Annotated in this window: 17 protein-coding genes; 13 read left to right on the top strand and 4 right to left on the bottom strand. The window is 66.5% G+C overall.

Annotation, left to right across the window (positions count from 1 at the left end; genetic code table 11):
* The first annotated feature begins 158 nt into the window (after positions 1-158).
* The 11 genes from PBT88_RS03925 (at position 159) to PBT88_RS03870 (ending at position 10,297) form a co-directional block, all read left to right on the top strand.
* The gene (locus PBT88_RS03925; protein WP_270077930.1) at positions 159-1,010 is read left to right on the top strand and encodes an oxidoreductase; all 852 of its coding nucleotides are present in this window, start codon (positions 159-161) and stop codon (positions 1,008-1,010) included.
* Between the two features lie 533 nt (positions 1,011-1,543).
* A complete protein-coding gene (locus PBT88_RS03920) occupies positions 1,544-3,442 on the top strand; it encodes a ribonucleoside-diphosphate reductase subunit alpha (RefSeq protein WP_270077929.1) in 1,899 nt (632 codons plus the stop codon).
* A gap of 426 nt (positions 3,443-3,868) precedes the next feature.
* On the top strand, positions 3,869-4,927 hold the full coding sequence (locus tag PBT88_RS03915) for a ribonucleotide-diphosphate reductase subunit beta (RefSeq protein WP_270077928.1): 1,059 nt from the start codon (positions 3,869-3,871) through the stop codon (positions 4,925-4,927).
* A gap of 371 nt (positions 4,928-5,298) precedes the next feature.
* Positions 5,299-5,850: a hypothetical protein gene (locus tag PBT88_RS03910; protein WP_270077927.1), complete on the top strand. Its 552-nt coding sequence runs from the start codon at positions 5,299-5,301 to the stop codon at positions 5,848-5,850.
* On the top strand, positions 5,847-6,143 hold the full coding sequence (locus PBT88_RS21015; protein ID WP_326521581.1) for an MAPEG family protein: 297 nt from the start codon (positions 5,847-5,849) through the stop codon (positions 6,141-6,143). Before PBT88_RS03910 ends, PBT88_RS21015 begins: the two co-directional genes overlap by 4 nt.
* A 75-nt stretch (positions 6,144-6,218) precedes the next feature.
* Positions 6,219-6,893, top strand: coding sequence for a hypothetical protein (locus PBT88_RS03895; protein WP_270077924.1), 675 nt, complete (start codon positions 6,219-6,221; stop codon positions 6,891-6,893).
* Positions 6,894-7,232: 339 nt separating this feature from the next.
* On the top strand, positions 7,233-7,616 hold the full coding sequence (gene crcB, locus PBT88_RS03890; RefSeq protein WP_270077923.1) for a fluoride efflux transporter CrcB: 384 nt from the start codon (positions 7,233-7,235) through the stop codon (positions 7,614-7,616).
* Complete coding sequence (locus PBT88_RS03885) at positions 7,613-8,725, top strand: RluA family pseudouridine synthase (protein WP_270077922.1); 1,113 nt, start codon at positions 7,613-7,615, stop codon at positions 8,723-8,725. The genes crcB and PBT88_RS03885 overlap by 4 nt, the downstream gene beginning before the upstream one ends.
* Positions 8,722-9,387, top strand: a complete 666-nt coding sequence (locus PBT88_RS03880; RefSeq protein ID WP_270077921.1) for an HAD-IA family hydrolase — start codon at positions 8,722-8,724, stop codon at positions 9,385-9,387. Before PBT88_RS03885 ends, PBT88_RS03880 begins: the two co-directional genes overlap by 4 nt.
* Complete coding sequence (locus PBT88_RS03875; protein WP_270077920.1) at positions 9,384-9,602, top strand: hypothetical protein; 219 nt, start codon at positions 9,384-9,386, stop codon at positions 9,600-9,602. The genes PBT88_RS03880 and PBT88_RS03875 overlap by 4 nt, the downstream gene beginning before the upstream one ends.
* On the top strand, positions 9,599-10,297 hold the full coding sequence (locus PBT88_RS03870) for an ATP12 family chaperone protein (protein ID WP_270079165.1): 699 nt from the start codon (positions 9,599-9,601) through the stop codon (positions 10,295-10,297). The genes PBT88_RS03875 and PBT88_RS03870 overlap by 4 nt, the downstream gene beginning before the upstream one ends.
* Before the next feature lie 45 nt (positions 10,298-10,342).
* Here PBT88_RS03870 and PBT88_RS03865 read toward each other — a convergent pair whose 3' ends face one another.
* Entirely contained in the window at positions 10,343-10,933 is a 591-nt protein-coding gene (locus tag PBT88_RS03865) for a hypothetical protein (RefSeq protein WP_270077919.1), read from the bottom strand.
* A gap of 158 nt (positions 10,934-11,091) precedes the next feature.
* Here PBT88_RS03865 and msrB point away from each other — a divergent pair, with 158 nt between their 5' ends.
* Positions 11,092-11,604, top strand: a complete 513-nt coding sequence (gene msrB, locus PBT88_RS03860; RefSeq protein ID WP_270077918.1) for a peptide-methionine (R)-S-oxide reductase MsrB — start codon at positions 11,092-11,094, stop codon at positions 11,602-11,604.
* Between the two features lie 72 nt (positions 11,605-11,676).
* On the top strand, positions 11,677-12,066 hold the full coding sequence (locus tag PBT88_RS03855; protein ID WP_270077917.1) for a DUF427 domain-containing protein: 390 nt from the start codon (positions 11,677-11,679) through the stop codon (positions 12,064-12,066).
* Positions 12,067-12,240: 174 nt separating this feature from the next.
* On the opposite strand, the gene PBT88_RS03850 is transcribed toward PBT88_RS03855, so the two are convergent.
* From PBT88_RS03850 to PBT88_RS03840, 3 genes are all read right to left on the bottom strand, one after another.
* Positions 12,241-12,498 (bottom strand): hypothetical protein, encoded by a 258-nt coding sequence (locus PBT88_RS03850; protein WP_270079164.1) that lies wholly within the window; start codon positions 12,496-12,498, stop codon positions 12,241-12,243.
* Between the two features lie 114 nt (positions 12,499-12,612).
* A complete protein-coding gene (locus tag PBT88_RS03845) occupies positions 12,613-13,005 on the bottom strand; it encodes a hypothetical protein (RefSeq protein ID WP_270077916.1) in 393 nt (130 codons plus the stop codon).
* Between the two features lie 22 nt (positions 13,006-13,027).
* On the bottom strand, positions 13,028-14,458 hold the full coding sequence (locus tag PBT88_RS03840) for an efflux transporter outer membrane subunit (protein ID WP_270077915.1): 1,431 nt from the start codon (positions 14,456-14,458) through the stop codon (positions 13,028-13,030).
* Positions 14,459-14,467 lie beyond the last annotated feature (9 nt).

Raw genomic sequence — 14,467 nt, 5'->3', positions numbered from 1 at the left:
TGCGAAAGCAGGAGCCCAGGGCTTCGGGCGCGGCGGCTGCTTCATCTGGGCTCCTGCTTTCGCAGGAGCCCTGCATCCCCATCGAATGTCGACCCGTTCCAGGGAACGACGCCGCCCTTCGCGCGATTGAACGCCACCCCTTTTCCGATGAGGTTTCCATGTCCGACGACACCCCCGTCTGGTTCATCTCCGGTTGCTCGACCGGCTTCGGCCGCGAACTCGCGCGGCTCGTGCTCGAGCAGGGCCAGCGCGCCGTGATCACCGCGCGCGGCCGCGATCGCATCGCCGATCTCGCCGCGATCGCCCCCGATCGCGCGCTGGCGCTCGACCTCGACGTCACCGATCAGGGCCAGATCAATGCCGCCGTGGAAGCCGCCGAAACCCATTTCGGCCGCATCGACATCCTCGTGAACAATGCCGGCTACGGCTATCAGAGCAGCGTCGAGGAAGGCGAGGAGCCGCGCATCCGTGCCCAGTTCGACGCCAATGTCTTCGGCCTGTTCGCGCTCACCCGCGCGGTGCTGCCGATCATGCGCCGCCAGAAGAGCGGCCATGTCATCAACATCACTTCGGTCGGCGGCCTGATCGGCTTCGCCAGCTCGGGCTATTATTCGGCGACCAAGCACGCGATCGAAGGCTGGTCGGATGCGCTCAAGCTCGAAGTGTCGCCGCTCGGCATCCAGGTCACCTGCGTCGAGCCGGGGCCGTTCCGCACCGATTGGGCCGGCCGGTCGCTCGAACAGACCCAGAGCCATATCCCCGATTATGCGGAGACGGCGGCGAAGCGCATGGCCGATACCAGCGGCTATAGCGGCGCCCAGCCCGGCGATCCGGTGCGCGCCGCGCAGACGATGATCGACATTGCGCTGAAGCCCGATGCGCCCCGCCATCTCGTGCTCGGCAAGTTCGGCTATGAGGCGGTGACCAAGCGCATGACCGAACGTCTGGCGGAGATTGAGGGCCTGCGCGCCGTCTCGCTCGCCGCCGACTTTCCGGAAGACGAAGCCTGACCATCCTGCCGGGGGAGCGCGAGACCGCGCTTCCCCGTTGCGGTTCCTCCTGCCCTCTTGCCCCTGCTCCCTCGCCCCTTTGCCGGCGGACAGCGGGCGATCGTCCCCGCCTTTGGCAGGAACGCCGTTTAGACTTTCCGTGACTCTCGCCTGCACATCGGATTCGATTCAGCGCGCATGGTAAACGGCTTGGCGCCGATCGTGGTTAACCCGGATTCATCCACAGATTCCTTGCGGGCCGCGACGCGCCGGAAATCGGGCTTCCGAATCCACGTCAAGACTCCAAACTTCCCCTCACACCAAATTATGGCTCTTGCGGCCCGAGTCCCGCTTCGGCACTATCCCTAGTGTCGAGCCTAGGGGGCTGACACAAGATCGAGCGAAAACACCGGGTTCAAAAGCTTGAATCCCGGAACGGGCGGCCCATTTCACAGATGGGACGAACGGAGAACAGACTCGTCTTGATGCCCCATGGTGCTATATTCGGGGCCGTTGCCCCGAGTCGAACGAATTGAGAACGGGACGGACGAGCAATGGACCTTTCGGGCAGCGAGACGAGCATGAGCGACGCCACCACCCTCGACACCCCCCGCGCCGATACGGCTGCCGGGGCGACCGCCACCAAGCACGGCCCGCTGAAGGCGCCCTATCCGGTGGAAGTCGATCACAGCCGCGACGCGCTCCTCACCGATTTCGGCAAGGAGACGCTGAACGATCGCTATCTGCTGCCCGGCGAGACCTATCAGGATTTGTTCGTGCGCGTGGCGTCCGCTTATGCCGACGACGCCGATCACGCCCAGCGGCTCTATGACTATATCTCGCAGCTCTGGTTCATGCCGGCGACGCCGGTGCTGTCCAACGGCGGCACCGGGCGCGGCCTGCCCATCTCCTGCTTCCTCAATTCGGTGCCGGACAGCCTGGAAGGCATCGTCGACACCTGGAACGAGAATGTCTGGCTCGCCTCGCGCGGCGGCGGCATCGGCACCTATTGGGGCAATGTCCGCGGCATCGGCGAGCCGGTCGGCCTCAACGGCAAGACCTCCGGCATCATCCCGTTCGTCCGCGTGATGGATTCGCTGACGCTGGCCATCTCGCAGGGCTCGCTGCGCCGTGGTTCGGCCGCCTGCTATCTCGACGTCTCGCATCCCGAGATCGAGGAGTTCCTCGAAATTCGCACGACCACCGGCGATTTCAACCGCAAGGCGCTCAACCTGCACCATGGCGTGCTGCTCACCGACGAGTTCATGGAAGCGGTGCGCGACGACGGGGATTTCGCGCTGCGCTCACCGAAGGACGGATCGGTTCGTTCGATGCTCAACGCACGCGGCCTGTTCCAGAAGCTGGTCGAAACGCGGCTGCGCACCGGCGAGCCCTATATCGTGTTCGCCGATACGGTGAACCGCACCATGCCCAAGTTCCAGCGCGACGTGGGCCTCAAGGTCTCGACCTCGAACCTCTGCTCGGAAATCACCCTGCCGACCGGCAAGGATCAGCATGGCGTCGAGCGCACCGCGGTCTGCTGCCTGTCCTCGCTCAACGCCGAGACCTGGGACCAGTGGCACGATCATCCGCGCTTCATCGAGGACGTGATGCGCTTCCTCGACAATGTGCTGACCGATTTCATCGAGCGTGCCGAGGACAGCATGGCGCGCGCCAAATATTCGGCGGCGCGCGAGCGTTCGGTCGGTCTCGGCGTGATGGGCTTCCACAGCTTCCTCCAGGCGCGCGGCCTCGCCTTCGAAGGTGCGATGGCGAAGAGCTGGAACATCAAGATGTTCCGCCACATCCGCGGCAAGGCGGACGAGGCCTCGATGCTGCTGGCGCATGAGCGCGGGCCGTGCCCGGATGCCGCCGATCAGGGCGTGATGGAGCGGTTCAGCTGCAAGATGGCGATCGCGCCGACCGCATCGATCTCGATCATCTGCGGCGGCACCTCGGCCTGCATCGAGCCGATCCCGGCCAACATCTACACCCACAAGACGCTGTCGGGCTCCTTCTCGGTGAAGAATCCCTATTTGCAGAAGCTGCTCGCCGGCAAGAGCAAGGACAGCGAAGCGGTCTGGAACAGCATCCTCGAAAAGGGTGGATCGGTGCAGCATCTCGACTTCCTCACCCTGGACGAGAAGGACTGCTACAAGACCAGCTTCGAGATCGACCAGCGCTGGCTGATCGAGCTCGCCGCCGATCGCACGCCCTATATCGACCAGGCGCAGTCGCTGAACCTGTTCATCCCCGCCGACGTCGAGAAGTGGGATCTGCTGATGCTGCACTTCCGCGCATGGGAGCTGGGCATCAAGTCGCTCTACTATCTGCGCTCCAAGTCGGTGCAGCGCGCCGGCTTCGCAGGCGGCGTCGAGGCGGACAACACGATCGTGCTGAAGCAGGTCGACGTGGAAGAGACCGATTACGACGAGTGCCTCGCCTGCCAGTGATCCGAACGCGGATCCTCCGCCCGCGTTGAGCGAAATCGAAGTGCCACGACCATCCGATGCGTCGCCCCTTCGATTTCGCTCAGACCAGGCGGGCCATGTGGAATGTGGCAGGTGCAGCATGTGGCAGGCAGCCGGGCGCAGCCCGGTCAGGGAGTGAACAGCGGCATGATCTTCACCAGGCCTCGCGTCGGCACTGCGCGGATACCCGCATTATGCGCGCAGGCTTCCGTCGCCACGAAGGACGCACGGCCATGACCGGAGCCACCCGCCCGCTATCCTGTGCCAGCCGCGACCGGCCAGATGGCGGTTCGGCCGGATCCGTCGCCGGGCCGCGGCATTCATCATCGCATTTCGACAGGGCGGGCGGATGGTGACCATCGGCGCCCCCTCGATCCCCTTCTCCTATTAAGTACCGGAGCCCAGCCCATGCCTCTCCTCGATGCCTCCAAAACCTATAAGCCGTTCGAATATCCCTGGGCGTTCGAATATTGGAAGCGTCAGCAGCAGCTGCACTGGCTGCCCGAGGAGGTGCCGCTCGGCGAGGATTGCCGCGATTGGGCGCAGAAGCTCAGCGATCACGAGCGCAACCTGCTGACCCAGATCTTCCGCTTCTTCACCCAGGCGGACGTCGAGGTGCAGGATTGCTACCACGAGAAATATGGCCGGGTGTTCAAGCCCACCGAGATCAAGATGATGCTGACCGCGTTCAGCAACATGGAGACGGTGCATATCGCCGCCTACAGCCATCTGCTCGACACGATCGGCATGCCCGAGAGCGAATATTCGGCCTTCCTCCAATATAAGGAGATGAAGGACAAGCACGACTATCTCGCCACCTTCGGCGTCGATACCGACGAGGACATCGCGCGCACGCTCGCCATGTTCGGCGGCTTCACCGAGGGCCTCCAGCTGTTCGCCAGCTTCGCGATGCTGATGAACTTCCCGCGCTTCAACAAGATGAAGGGCATGGGGCAGATCGTCACCTGGTCGATCCGCGACGAGACGCTGCATTGCGAGGGCATCATCAAGCTGTTCCACGCCTTCTGCGAGGAACGCCAGTGCCTGACGCCGGCGGTGCGCGACGACATCATGGACATGTGCCAGAAGACGGTACGGATCGAGGATGCGTTCATCGATCTCGTCTTCGAGATGGGGCCGGTCAACGGCATGACCCCCAAGGACATCAAGAAATATGTCCGCTACACCGCCGACTGGCGGCTGGGACAACTCGGCATGAAGCCGATCTACATGATCGAGGAGCATCCGCTGCCGTGGCTGCCGCCGATGCTCAACGGCGTCGAGCACGCCAATTTCTTCGAGACGCGGGCCACCGAATATTCGAAGGCGGCGACGCGCGGCAACTGGGGCGAGGTGTGGGATTCGTTCGATCGCCGCAAGGCCGCGAACACGCCAGCCGCCAATGAAGATCCCCGCGAGAGCGACGAGGGCGACATGTTCTCGCGCGCCGGCGTCGCGGCGGAATGACCGAACGCCGGCGATAGCGATGCTGTCGTCGGCGACCGCGGCCCGAACCGCCGGTCGCGTCGTTCCCCTATTGCCGAAGCCGGTCCCCGGATCGAAAAAGGGCGCGCCATTCGCATGGCGCGCCCTTTTGGTGACCGGCGGCACTCCCGGGGGGAAAGTTGAAAGCGCCGCCGGCTTGAGCAGACTTGTCCCCCCCGCGCCTTGCGCCAGCGTTTCGGCGGTGAAATATTTTCACCGCCGATCTGAAACATCCGACAACTAATCCGCGTTGAAGGCTGAGCGGTCGTGATTCCGTCTGTATCGGGTGGCTCTTTTCTCAACCCATGACCTGGTGTAGTATTGTGATAATACACCAACGGAGAAGCCGTTTCATGCCCGTCAACATCGCACGCTCCGTTCCGCTCGCCCTGCTAGTCGGATCGGTGTTCGCCTTGTCCGGCTGCAACGTGAAAGCCCATGGCGATCATGGCGAGAATGCCAGCATCACCATCGGCAGCAACGAAGGCGATCCGGCGATCGGCAACGGCCAGCAGGGCCTGTCGATCAACGTGCCGGGCCTGGCCGCCAAGGTGAAGCTGCCCGATTTCCACATCGGCGACGATACCAGGATCGAGGACATGCCGATGTTCCCCGGCACCGAGATCAGCGGCGTGAATATCTCGGCGCAGAATCGCGACGGGGCCGATAATGACAGCGCGGGCGACGTGACGATGGCCTTCACCGCCCCCGATACGCCCGACAAGGTGGTCAGCTGGTACAAGACGCAGGCGCGCCGGAATGGCTGGGACGCGGTGCCCACCACCGGCGAGGCGCAGTTCGAGGCGATCAAGCGCGAAGGCGGCCACGGCCCCACCCATTTCGCGCTCCAGATCGCGCCCGCCTCGGGCGGCAGCAGCGGTCGCTTCATTGTCACCGGCCGCTGAGGAGCCGCCATGCACCATCATCCGACGTTGGCCGGCCTGCCGATCGAGATCGCCCTGCTCGGCTTCACCCTGCTGCTCGCGATCGTGAACCTGTTCTGGGCGGCGCAGTGCTGGCCGCCGTCGCCACCGGACGGCTCGACATCTGGACGACGATCGGCGCGCACCTCTATTTCATCGGCCGACTGATCTACCTGCCGCTCTATGCGATGGGCGTGCCGGTGCTGCGCACCGTCATCTGGATGGCGGCGACGGCCGGTCTGCTGATGGTGATCGCGGGGCTGTTCTTGGGCTGAGGCCCAGCGCCATTTCGGGACAGGCGCGATCACGCGGTTGCGGCAGGTCGGGCGGCGATAGGCTAGAAAGAACCCATGATCAGGGGATGCTCCACCACCACGCTCGCCGCTCTGGGCGCGCTGTCGCTGCTCGCCGGCTGCCAGAAGGCGAAACCGGCCGCCAACAGTCTCGATGCGATGGACGCGCAGCTCGTCAACGGCGCGGTCGTCGCCGAGACGCCCGCCAACAAGGCGCTGGCGGCTGCGATCCAGGTCGATCCCGCCAAGGCCGGCCGGCATCAGCCGGGCGACCGCGCCGCCCCCGTCAGCCTCGCGCAGATCGCCGATCGCCAGCGCCACGGCCAGCCCGCGATGCCGGCCGTCACCGAGGCCGGCGGCCCCGACGGTGCCGAACTGGCCAGCACGGGCGGCACCGGCTGTCTCGGCGGGCTGGCCTATTCCAACGACTGGGCCGCGCAATTGCCGGCCGATCTGCCGATGCACCCGTCCGCCCGCTTGCAGGAAGCGGCGGGCCATGACGGCGGCTGCGCGGCGCGCGTGGTGAGCTTCACCGTGGCCGGCGATCGCGGGCAGGTGCTCGGCTGGTATGCCGCCAAGGCCAAGGCGGCAGGCTATTCCGTCGGCCGCGACGACAAGGGCGGCGACTGGAACCTCGCCGGCGACAAGGGCGACAGCGCCTATTACATCATCATCGGGCCGCCCGTGGGCGGCGAGACCCCGGTCGACTATATCTGGACCCACGGCGGCTGAGTGTCGCGCGGCCACCGCGGCGTGGCCTGATCGCGACGACCGGGTGGCAGCTATCGCCCCAAGAGCCGCCCCTTCGCCATATCTCGTCACCCCGGACCTGATCCGGGGTCCAGCTCCTTGAATTTCGGCCGAACGCAGAAGAAGCGGGATCCCGGATCAAGTCCGGGATGACGTAAAAATGGAATGACTGCTCCCGCCCCAAACGCTGCCGTCGCGTGAAGCCCTCTCCCGCCAAGGCGGGAGAGAGCTCGGGCCCGATCGCTCCTCCCCCATTCCCGCCAGCCTCCTCCCCCAAGCTTTCGCTGGCATGCGATGACGCCCGCCGGTAAGGCGCCTTCCATGCCACTTCTTTTCGTCATGATCGGCGGTGCCCTGGGTTCCGGCCTCCGTTATCAGATCGGCCGCATGTCGCTCGCCCTGATGGGGCCAGGCTTCCCGTGGGGCACCTGGTTCATCAATCTGAGCGGCGGCCTGCTGATGGGGCTGCTCGCCGGCACGCTGGCGCGCTTCATGCCGGCGTCCGGCGAAAGCTGGCGGCTGCTGCTCGGCGTCGGCGTGCTCGGCGGCTATACCACTTTCTCCACCTTCAGCCTGGAGGCCGCGACGATGATCCAGCGCGGCGACTGGGCCACCGCCCTCCTCTACGTCACCACATCGGCGATCGGCGCAATCCTGCTGCTGTTCGCCGGCCTCGCACTCGCACGGGTGGGAGCCACCGCATGAGCAAGACACCGATCACCGAAGACGTCCGCCAGTTCAAGGTCGCGGCCGACGACGACGGCATCCGCCTCGATCGCTGGTTCAAGCGCCATCTCCCGGACGCCAGCTTCAACGTCGTGTCGCGCTGGGCGCGCACCGGCCAGCTGCGCGTCGACGGCAAGCGCGCCCAGCCCGGCGACCGCATCGAGATGGGCCAGATCATCCGCGTCCCTCCGCTGGAGGCGCCGACCGCCGACAAGGCCAAGCCCGCGAAGAGGGAGCGCCCGCAGCTCAGCGACGACGAGACCGAGTTCGCGCAGAGCCTGGTCATCTACAAGGATGCGGCGGCGCTGGTGCTCAACAAGCCGCCCGGCCTCGCCACCCAGGGCGGCACCAAGACCGATCGCCATGTCGACGGTCTGCTCGATGCGCTGGAATTTGAGAGCGAGGGGCGGCCCAAGCTGGTCCACCGGCTCGACAAGGATACGTCGGGCGCGCTGCTGGTCGCGCGCAATGCGCGGGCGGCCGCCTTCTTCGCCAAGAGCTTCTCGAGCCGGACGGCGCGGAAGGTCTATTGGGCGATCATCGCCGGCGTGCCCTCGATCGAGGAGGGGCTGATCGATCTCGCGATCGCCAAGCAGCCCGGCACCGGCGGCGAGAAGATGTATGTCGACGAGAAGGAGGGCTCGCCCTCGCGCACCCGCTATCGCGTGATCGAGCGCGCCGGCAACCGCGCCGCCTTCGTGGAACTGCACCCGCTCACCGGCCGCACCCACCAGCTGCGCGTCCATATGGCGGCGATCGGCCACCCGATCGTCGGCGACGGCAAATATGGCGGCCCGGAAGCGTTCCTGACCGGCGGCATCTCGCGCAAGATGCACCTCCATGCGCGCCGCATCCGCATCGATCATCCCGATGGCGGCCAGATCGACCAGCGCGCCGAACTGCCGACCCACTTCGCCGAGAGCCTCGCCCATCTCGGCTTCGACACCGCCGAGGCGGATGCGCTGCCGCTCGACGACGTGAAGTTCAGCGAGACGCCGGAGGGCAAGCGCCGCGCGGCCGCCCACGCCGCGAAGGATCGCCGCAAGGAACGCAAGGGAGAGCGGCGGGGACGGCGCGATCGCGCATGAAGCTCGCGATCTTCGACTGCGACGGCACGCTGGTCGATAGCCAGGCCAATATCTGCACCGCGATGGAGGCCTGCTTCGGCGAGGCCGGCCTGATCGCGCCGACGCGCGCGGATATCCGGCGGATCGTCGGCCTGAGCCTGCCGCAGGCGATGCAGGTGCTGGCGCCAGAGGCCGATCATGATGCGCTGGCCGACGCCTATAAGGCCTGCTTCCAGCGGATGCGGGCCGACGGGCTGGTCGAAGAGCAACTCTATGACGGCATACCGGAGGTGCTCGACGCGATGGAGGCCGATGGCTGGCTGCTCGGTGTCGCCACCGGCAAGTCCGATCGCGGGCTGCGGCTGGTGCTGGAGCATCACGGGCTATTCCAGCGCTTCGTCACCCTCCAGACCGCCGATCGCCACCCGTCCAAGCCGCATCCCTCGATGATCGAGGCAGCGATGGCAGATGTGGGCGCGGAGCCCGCCACCACGGTGATGATCGGCGACACCAGCTACGATATCATCATGGCGCACAATGCCGGCGTCCGCGCGATCGGCGTGGCGTGGGGCTATCATGATCCCGCCGAACTCGTCGCCGAACAGGCCGATGCGGTGGCGCTGCATCCGTCCGACCTGCCCGCGCTCTGCGCGCCGCCAGTCTGCATGAACCAGAGCGCATGACCCCCGATCCCGACAAGCAAGCGCGCGATCGCTTCGCCATCCTGATCGGGTTGCGGGCGGGCGGCGCGGTGCTGATGCTGCTCGGGCTGTGGATGATCCTCGGCGGCAGCCTGGGCGGCGCTTATGGTTTCGGCGGAGTGCTGTTCGTCGTCGGTCTGGTCGAGATGATGGCCGTGCCCAAGATCCTCGCACGCCGGTGGCGCACGCCGCGATGATCGCCGCCAAGCGCTTCTGGAAAGACGTGACCGTCGCGCCGCTCGGCGAAGGCCTGGGCATCCGGCTCGACGGCCGCGCGCTCAAGACGCCCGCGCGGGCCGATCTGCTGCTGCCCAATCCGTCGCTCGCCACCGCCATCGCCGAGGAATGGCGTGCGGTGGACGGCGTGATCGATCCGCACACCATGCCGCTGACCGGCCTCGCCAATGCCGCGATCGACCGGATCGCACCCGATACGGCCGCCTTCGCCAAAGGCCTGGCGCGCTATGCCGAGGCCGACCTGCTCTGCTATCGCGCCGGCCATCCGACCGAACTCATCGCCGTGCAGGGCGAATCGTGGGATCCGCCTCTCGATTGGGCGCGGGCTCGCTACGATGTGGATTTCGCGGTCACCGCCGGAATCGCGCATGTCGACCAGCCCGCCGAAACGGTGAAGCGGCTGGCGGCCGCCGTCGCTGCCCGCGATGCCTTCCAGCTCGCCGGGCTGTCGCCGCTGGTCACATTGTCCGGCTCGCTGGTCCTCGCGCTGGCGCTGGCCGAGGGCGCAATGACCGAGGAGGCGACCTGGCAGGCGGCCGAGCTCGACGAGATCTGGCAGGCCGAACAATGGGGCGAGGATGATTTCGCGATCGCCGCCCGCGCCGACAAGCGCCGCGATTTCCGCGCGGCCGCGCGGTTCTTGGCGCTGCTCTGACGCAGAAGTGATCCGTTCGTGCCAGGCGGCACGAACGGATCGGTATCAGTGGATGGTGCTGTCCGTCACCACCACGCGCGGTGCGGCGTAGGGCACGAACCAGCGCGCCAGCACCAGACCGCCGGCAACGAAGCCGATGATCAGCGAGATCGCCAGATAGATCCAATAGCCCCACGGCATGTAGAAATTATAGGTCGGCTGGCCGAGGACGAAGTAGATGGTCGTCGCGAGACCGGCGAGCACCACGATCTTGGCGCGGCTGGCGAAATCCGTCACCCGATCGGCGATCGCATGGAGCGCCAGCCCGATCAGCAGCATCGACAATATCGAGATGACCAGCCCGCTGACCAGCGAGGAGGTCAGTATCTGCGGGAAGCCGTGGGTGTTGAAGAAGATCAGCGCCACCGGGCCGCGGCCGTGCAGGATCGTGCCCTGCGCGCTGTCGGGCCAGGGAATGTAATAGCTGCCCGTCCCCGTCGCGGTGAGGTTCTGCGCCAGCGCGGTCTGCACGGCAGCACTCTGCGCGTCGGGCGCGACGGTGTAGGCGAGGCTCGCCAGCGGCGTGCCCCAGAAGATGAATCCGAAGATGAATTGGGCCAAGCCGCCCACGATACTGCCGATGAGAATGCGGAACATCCGGCCTCCCTCCCTATTCCAGTTGCGGCACCAACGCGCGAGCGTCGATTTGTGCCCGAAAACAGGGCCGGACGCGATTTCGGGAGAAGGGCTTCACGAAAATCCCATGAAAATTCGGTCATGCGTAACCCCGATCGCATGGCCACCGTATCTGGGACATGACCCACTTCGCCTCCCCCGATCGCCGCACCCTGCTCGGCCTGGGTGCCTCCGCCGCCGTGGCCGCCGTCGCATGGCGATGGCTGGGCCAGGGCGATGCCGCCGCCATCGCCGCAACGCCGGCCGCCTTCAAGCTCAGCGATGCCGAGTGGCGCAAGCGACTGTCGCCGCAGGCATACAAGGTGCTGCGCGAGGCCTCGACCGAATTTCCCTATACCAGCCCGCTCAACGCCGAGCATCGCAAGGGCGTGTTCGCCTGCGCCGGCTGCGCGCTGCCTTTGTTCGCATCGGCGACCAAGTTCGACAGCGGCACCGGCTGGCCGAGCTTCTACGATCATCTTCCCAAGGCGATCGCCGAACGCTCCGACACGTCGCTCGGCGAGGAGCGGATCGAGGTGCATTGCGCGCGCTGCGCCGGCCATCTCGGCCATGTCTTCGACGACGGCCCCAAGCCGACCGGCCTGCGCTATTGCATGAACGGCGTGGCGATGACGTTCATGCCGACCGCCTGATCGCGTTTCCGGCGGCCCTGGCATTTGCTGATCGCCGACACGATATGGCGGGTCTTCGCGAAGGAACCCGCCATGGCCGACAAGCTGATCCTCATTCCCGGCCCCGATCATCCCATATCGATCGCGCCGGCGACGCATCGGATCGTCGTGACCATCGGCGGCCAGGTCATCGCCGACTCCCGCCATGCCCTGACGCTGCGCGAAGCGCACTATCCGCCGGTCCACTATCTCCCGCGCGCCGATGTCGAGATGGCGGCGCTCGAACGCACCGACCATGCGAGCCACTGCCCTTATAAGGGTGACGCCGCTTATTTCAGCGTGCCCGCAGGCGGCATCCGATCGACCAACGCGATCTGGAGCTACGAGCATCCCCACGATGCCGTCGCGGAGATTCGCGACCATCTCGCTTTCTATCCCGACCGGGTCGATGCGATCCGCGAAGAGCCTCTTCCGCCCCACTGACCGGGCCGATCGTATGGGTGAGCGTTTCGTTTCAAACCGTCATGCTGAACTTGTTTCAGCATCCCGCCTCCTCCGGGCGCTCAGCGCCAAGCTTCGCTGGGATCCTGAAACAAGTTCAGGATGACGATCGCTCTAGGCACGGACCTAGCCTGATCCGATGAACGTCGATCCAGCCTAGCCGTCGGACTTCACCAGTTCGGCAATCTCGAAGGCATAGTCGCTCCAGCCGCGATTGCGGGCGGCATCGGCCGCGGCGCTTCGTTTCTTCTTCGCTTCCGCCAGCGATTTGACATGGCCCCAGAACACCTCGGTCTTGCCGTTGCCGAGCGTCGCGACGATCCGCCAATAATGGGTGAAGGGGCTCGCCGTCGGGCCGATCGTCTTCACATAGCCGTCCGGCAGGGTGGCGGTCAGATAATGTTTCTTCGCCACGACGGCTGGTCCCTCGAACGATCGCAGGAGATCGGGGATAGAGGAAGCGGCCACGGGAGACGATAGGCTTCGCACCCTGGAGCGCGGACGAACACCTGCCTGCGTCTGGAATGCTCAGCCGGGCCCGTGCCGATCGACGTAACGATCGAGCGAGATCGACGACACGGCGCCCGACGCCATGCCGAGACGGATCGTCCAGCGGACATCGTCGGCCGCACCGTCCGCCAACGAATATCGATGGACGAGGCACCGCTCCATGCCCCGCGCAGGGCGATCCGGGCGGCAATCGGCACCGGCCTCGGCCAGCATCGCATGGGCTTGCGATAGCGGCGTGCCGATCGGAATCGCACGCAGCATCTCCGCTTGCGCGCCGCCTACGCCGTGATCGCGGGCATAATCGGCCTCCAGTTCCTGCCATGGGGGCACGGGCCGGATCGGCGCCGCCTTCAGCGGCGTGACCACCATGCAGAGCATGGCAGCGACGGCGCCTGCCGCTTTCGCCGTCATCGCCTCTCGATGATCGACGCGATCACGAGTGTGGCGCCGCCGAAGGGGTCGCCATCGCCGTGGCGGAAGACGCCGGCTCCTGCCAGCCACCGCCGACGGCGCGGATCAGGGAGACGCTCGCCTGCAGGCGCTGCGTGTCCAGCGCGATCGCCTGGCGCCGCACGCGCAGGGCCGTCGTCTGCGCGGTGACGACGTCGAGATAGTCGACCGCGCCCTTCACATAGCGGTTGAGCGAGAGATGCTCGACCTGCGATGCCTGCTGCACGGCGCGATCTTCCGCCGCCGCCTCGTCGCCGAGATGGTGGAGCTGGGACAGGCCGTCCTCGACATCCTGGAACGCCTTCAGCACATCGCCGCGATAGTTGGAGGTCGCCTGCGCCCAGGCGGCCCGCGTCACCGCGAGTTGCCCGCGACGCCGCCCGCCATCGAACAGGTTGAGCACGGCGCTCGGGCCGACCGACCAGAAGATATTGGGAGCGGTGAACAGCCCCGGCAGCCCGGCACTCTGGAAACCACCCTGCCCGCTCAGCGAAATCGACGGGAAGAAGGCCGCCTTGGCGACGCCGATCTCTCGGTTGGCGGCATACATGCGCCGTTCGGCGGCGGCCACATCCGGGCGCCTCTGAAGCAGCGTCGACGGCAGGCCGATGGGCACGACCGGGATCGTCAGATCGACGGGAGCGGACGCGATCGAGAAGCTCGAGGCCGGCGTGCCGACCAGGCTGGCGATCGCATGTTGGGTGAGCGCACGGGCATTCTGCACGTCGGCGAGCTGTGCCTGCGCCTCGGCGAGTTCGGCGCCGGACTGGCCGGTCTCGATCCCGGTCGCGATACCGCCGGCGAACCTGCGGCGGGTCATCGCATCGGCCTTGGCGAAGGCATCGACGGTGGCGGACAGCAGGTCGCTCTGCCGATCGAGGCCGCGCAGCGCGATATAGCTGGTGGCCAGCTGCGCTTCGAGGCTCAGCCGGATATCGGCGAGATCGTCGGCGCTCGCCTGGGTCTCGGCCTTGCCGGCCGCGACCGAATTGCGCACCCTGCCCCACAGATCCAGCTCGTAGCCGGCCTCGCCGTCGGCGGTATCGGCGGAATAATAGTCCGGCTGGCTCGAACCGCGCAGCGGCCGATTGTCGGATTGGCGGTTGCGCTCGATATCGGCGCCGACGCCGATATGCGGGAACAGGCCGGAGCGTGCTTCCTTGAGATAGCCGGTCGCCTGGTCGTAGCGCGCCAGCGCGCCGGCGAGCGTCGGGTTGTCGCGTCCGATCTTCTGCTCGAGGCCATCGAGCGTCCGGTCGCCGAACGCGGTCCACCAGTCCCCGGCCTGCGAAAGATCGGCCGGGGCGGCGGGGGCCCATGGCCCGGCTTCCTGATAGGCCACCGGAGCCACCGTTACCGGCGGCTGGTAATGCGGCGCGAAGGAACACCCCGCCAGCGATGCCAGCGGGATCAAACCCGCGAG

This window comes from Sphingomonas abietis (genome assembly GCF_027625475.1).
Lineage (GTDB): Bacteria > Pseudomonadota > Alphaproteobacteria > Sphingomonadales > Sphingomonadaceae > Solisphingomonas > Solisphingomonas abietis.
This window is presented reverse-complemented; position numbering and strand designations above follow the sequence as displayed.

What these genes read in the sequence shown, in the direction of transcription:
- PBT88_RS03855 (WP_270077917.1), top strand. Translation starts at nt 11,677, where the DNA reads ATGGCCGACAAGCTGATCCTCATTCCCGGCCCCGATCATCCCATATCG.
- PBT88_RS03910 (WP_270077927.1), top strand. Translation starts at nt 5,299, where the DNA reads ATGCCCGTCAACATCGCACGCTCCGTTCCGCTCGCCCTGCTAGTCGGA.
- PBT88_RS03885 (WP_270077922.1), top strand. Translation starts at nt 7,613, where the DNA reads ATGAGCAAGACACCGATCACCGAAGACGTCCGCCAGTTCAAGGTCGCG.
- crcB (WP_270077923.1), top strand. Translation starts at nt 7,233, where the DNA reads ATGCCACTTCTTTTCGTCATGATCGGCGGTGCCCTGGGTTCCGGCCTC.
- PBT88_RS03865 (WP_270077919.1), bottom strand. Translation starts at nt 10,933, where the DNA reads ATGTTCCGCATTCTCATCGGCAGTATCGTGGGCGGCTTGGCCCAATTC.
- PBT88_RS03870 (WP_270079165.1), top strand. Translation starts at nt 9,599, where the DNA reads ATGATCGCCGCCAAGCGCTTCTGGAAAGACGTGACCGTCGCGCCGCTC.
- PBT88_RS03915 (WP_270077928.1), top strand. Translation starts at nt 3,869, where the DNA reads ATGCCTCTCCTCGATGCCTCCAAAACCTATAAGCCGTTCGAATATCCC.
- PBT88_RS03880 (WP_270077921.1), top strand. Translation starts at nt 8,722, where the DNA reads ATGAAGCTCGCGATCTTCGACTGCGACGGCACGCTGGTCGATAGCCAG.
- PBT88_RS03875 (WP_270077920.1), top strand. Translation starts at nt 9,384, where the DNA reads ATGACCCCCGATCCCGACAAGCAAGCGCGCGATCGCTTCGCCATCCTG.
- PBT88_RS03920 (WP_270077929.1), top strand. Translation starts at nt 1,544, where the DNA reads ATGGACCTTTCGGGCAGCGAGACGAGCATGAGCGACGCCACCACCCTC.
- PBT88_RS03895 (WP_270077924.1), top strand. Translation starts at nt 6,219, where the DNA reads ATGATCAGGGGATGCTCCACCACCACGCTCGCCGCTCTGGGCGCGCTG.
- PBT88_RS03925 (WP_270077930.1), top strand. Translation starts at nt 159, where the DNA reads ATGTCCGACGACACCCCCGTCTGGTTCATCTCCGGTTGCTCGACCGGC.
- msrB (WP_270077918.1), top strand. Translation starts at nt 11,092, where the DNA reads ATGACCCACTTCGCCTCCCCCGATCGCCGCACCCTGCTCGGCCTGGGT.
- PBT88_RS03845 (WP_270077916.1), bottom strand. Translation starts at nt 13,005, where the DNA reads ATGACGGCGAAAGCGGCAGGCGCCGTCGCTGCCATGCTCTGCATGGTG.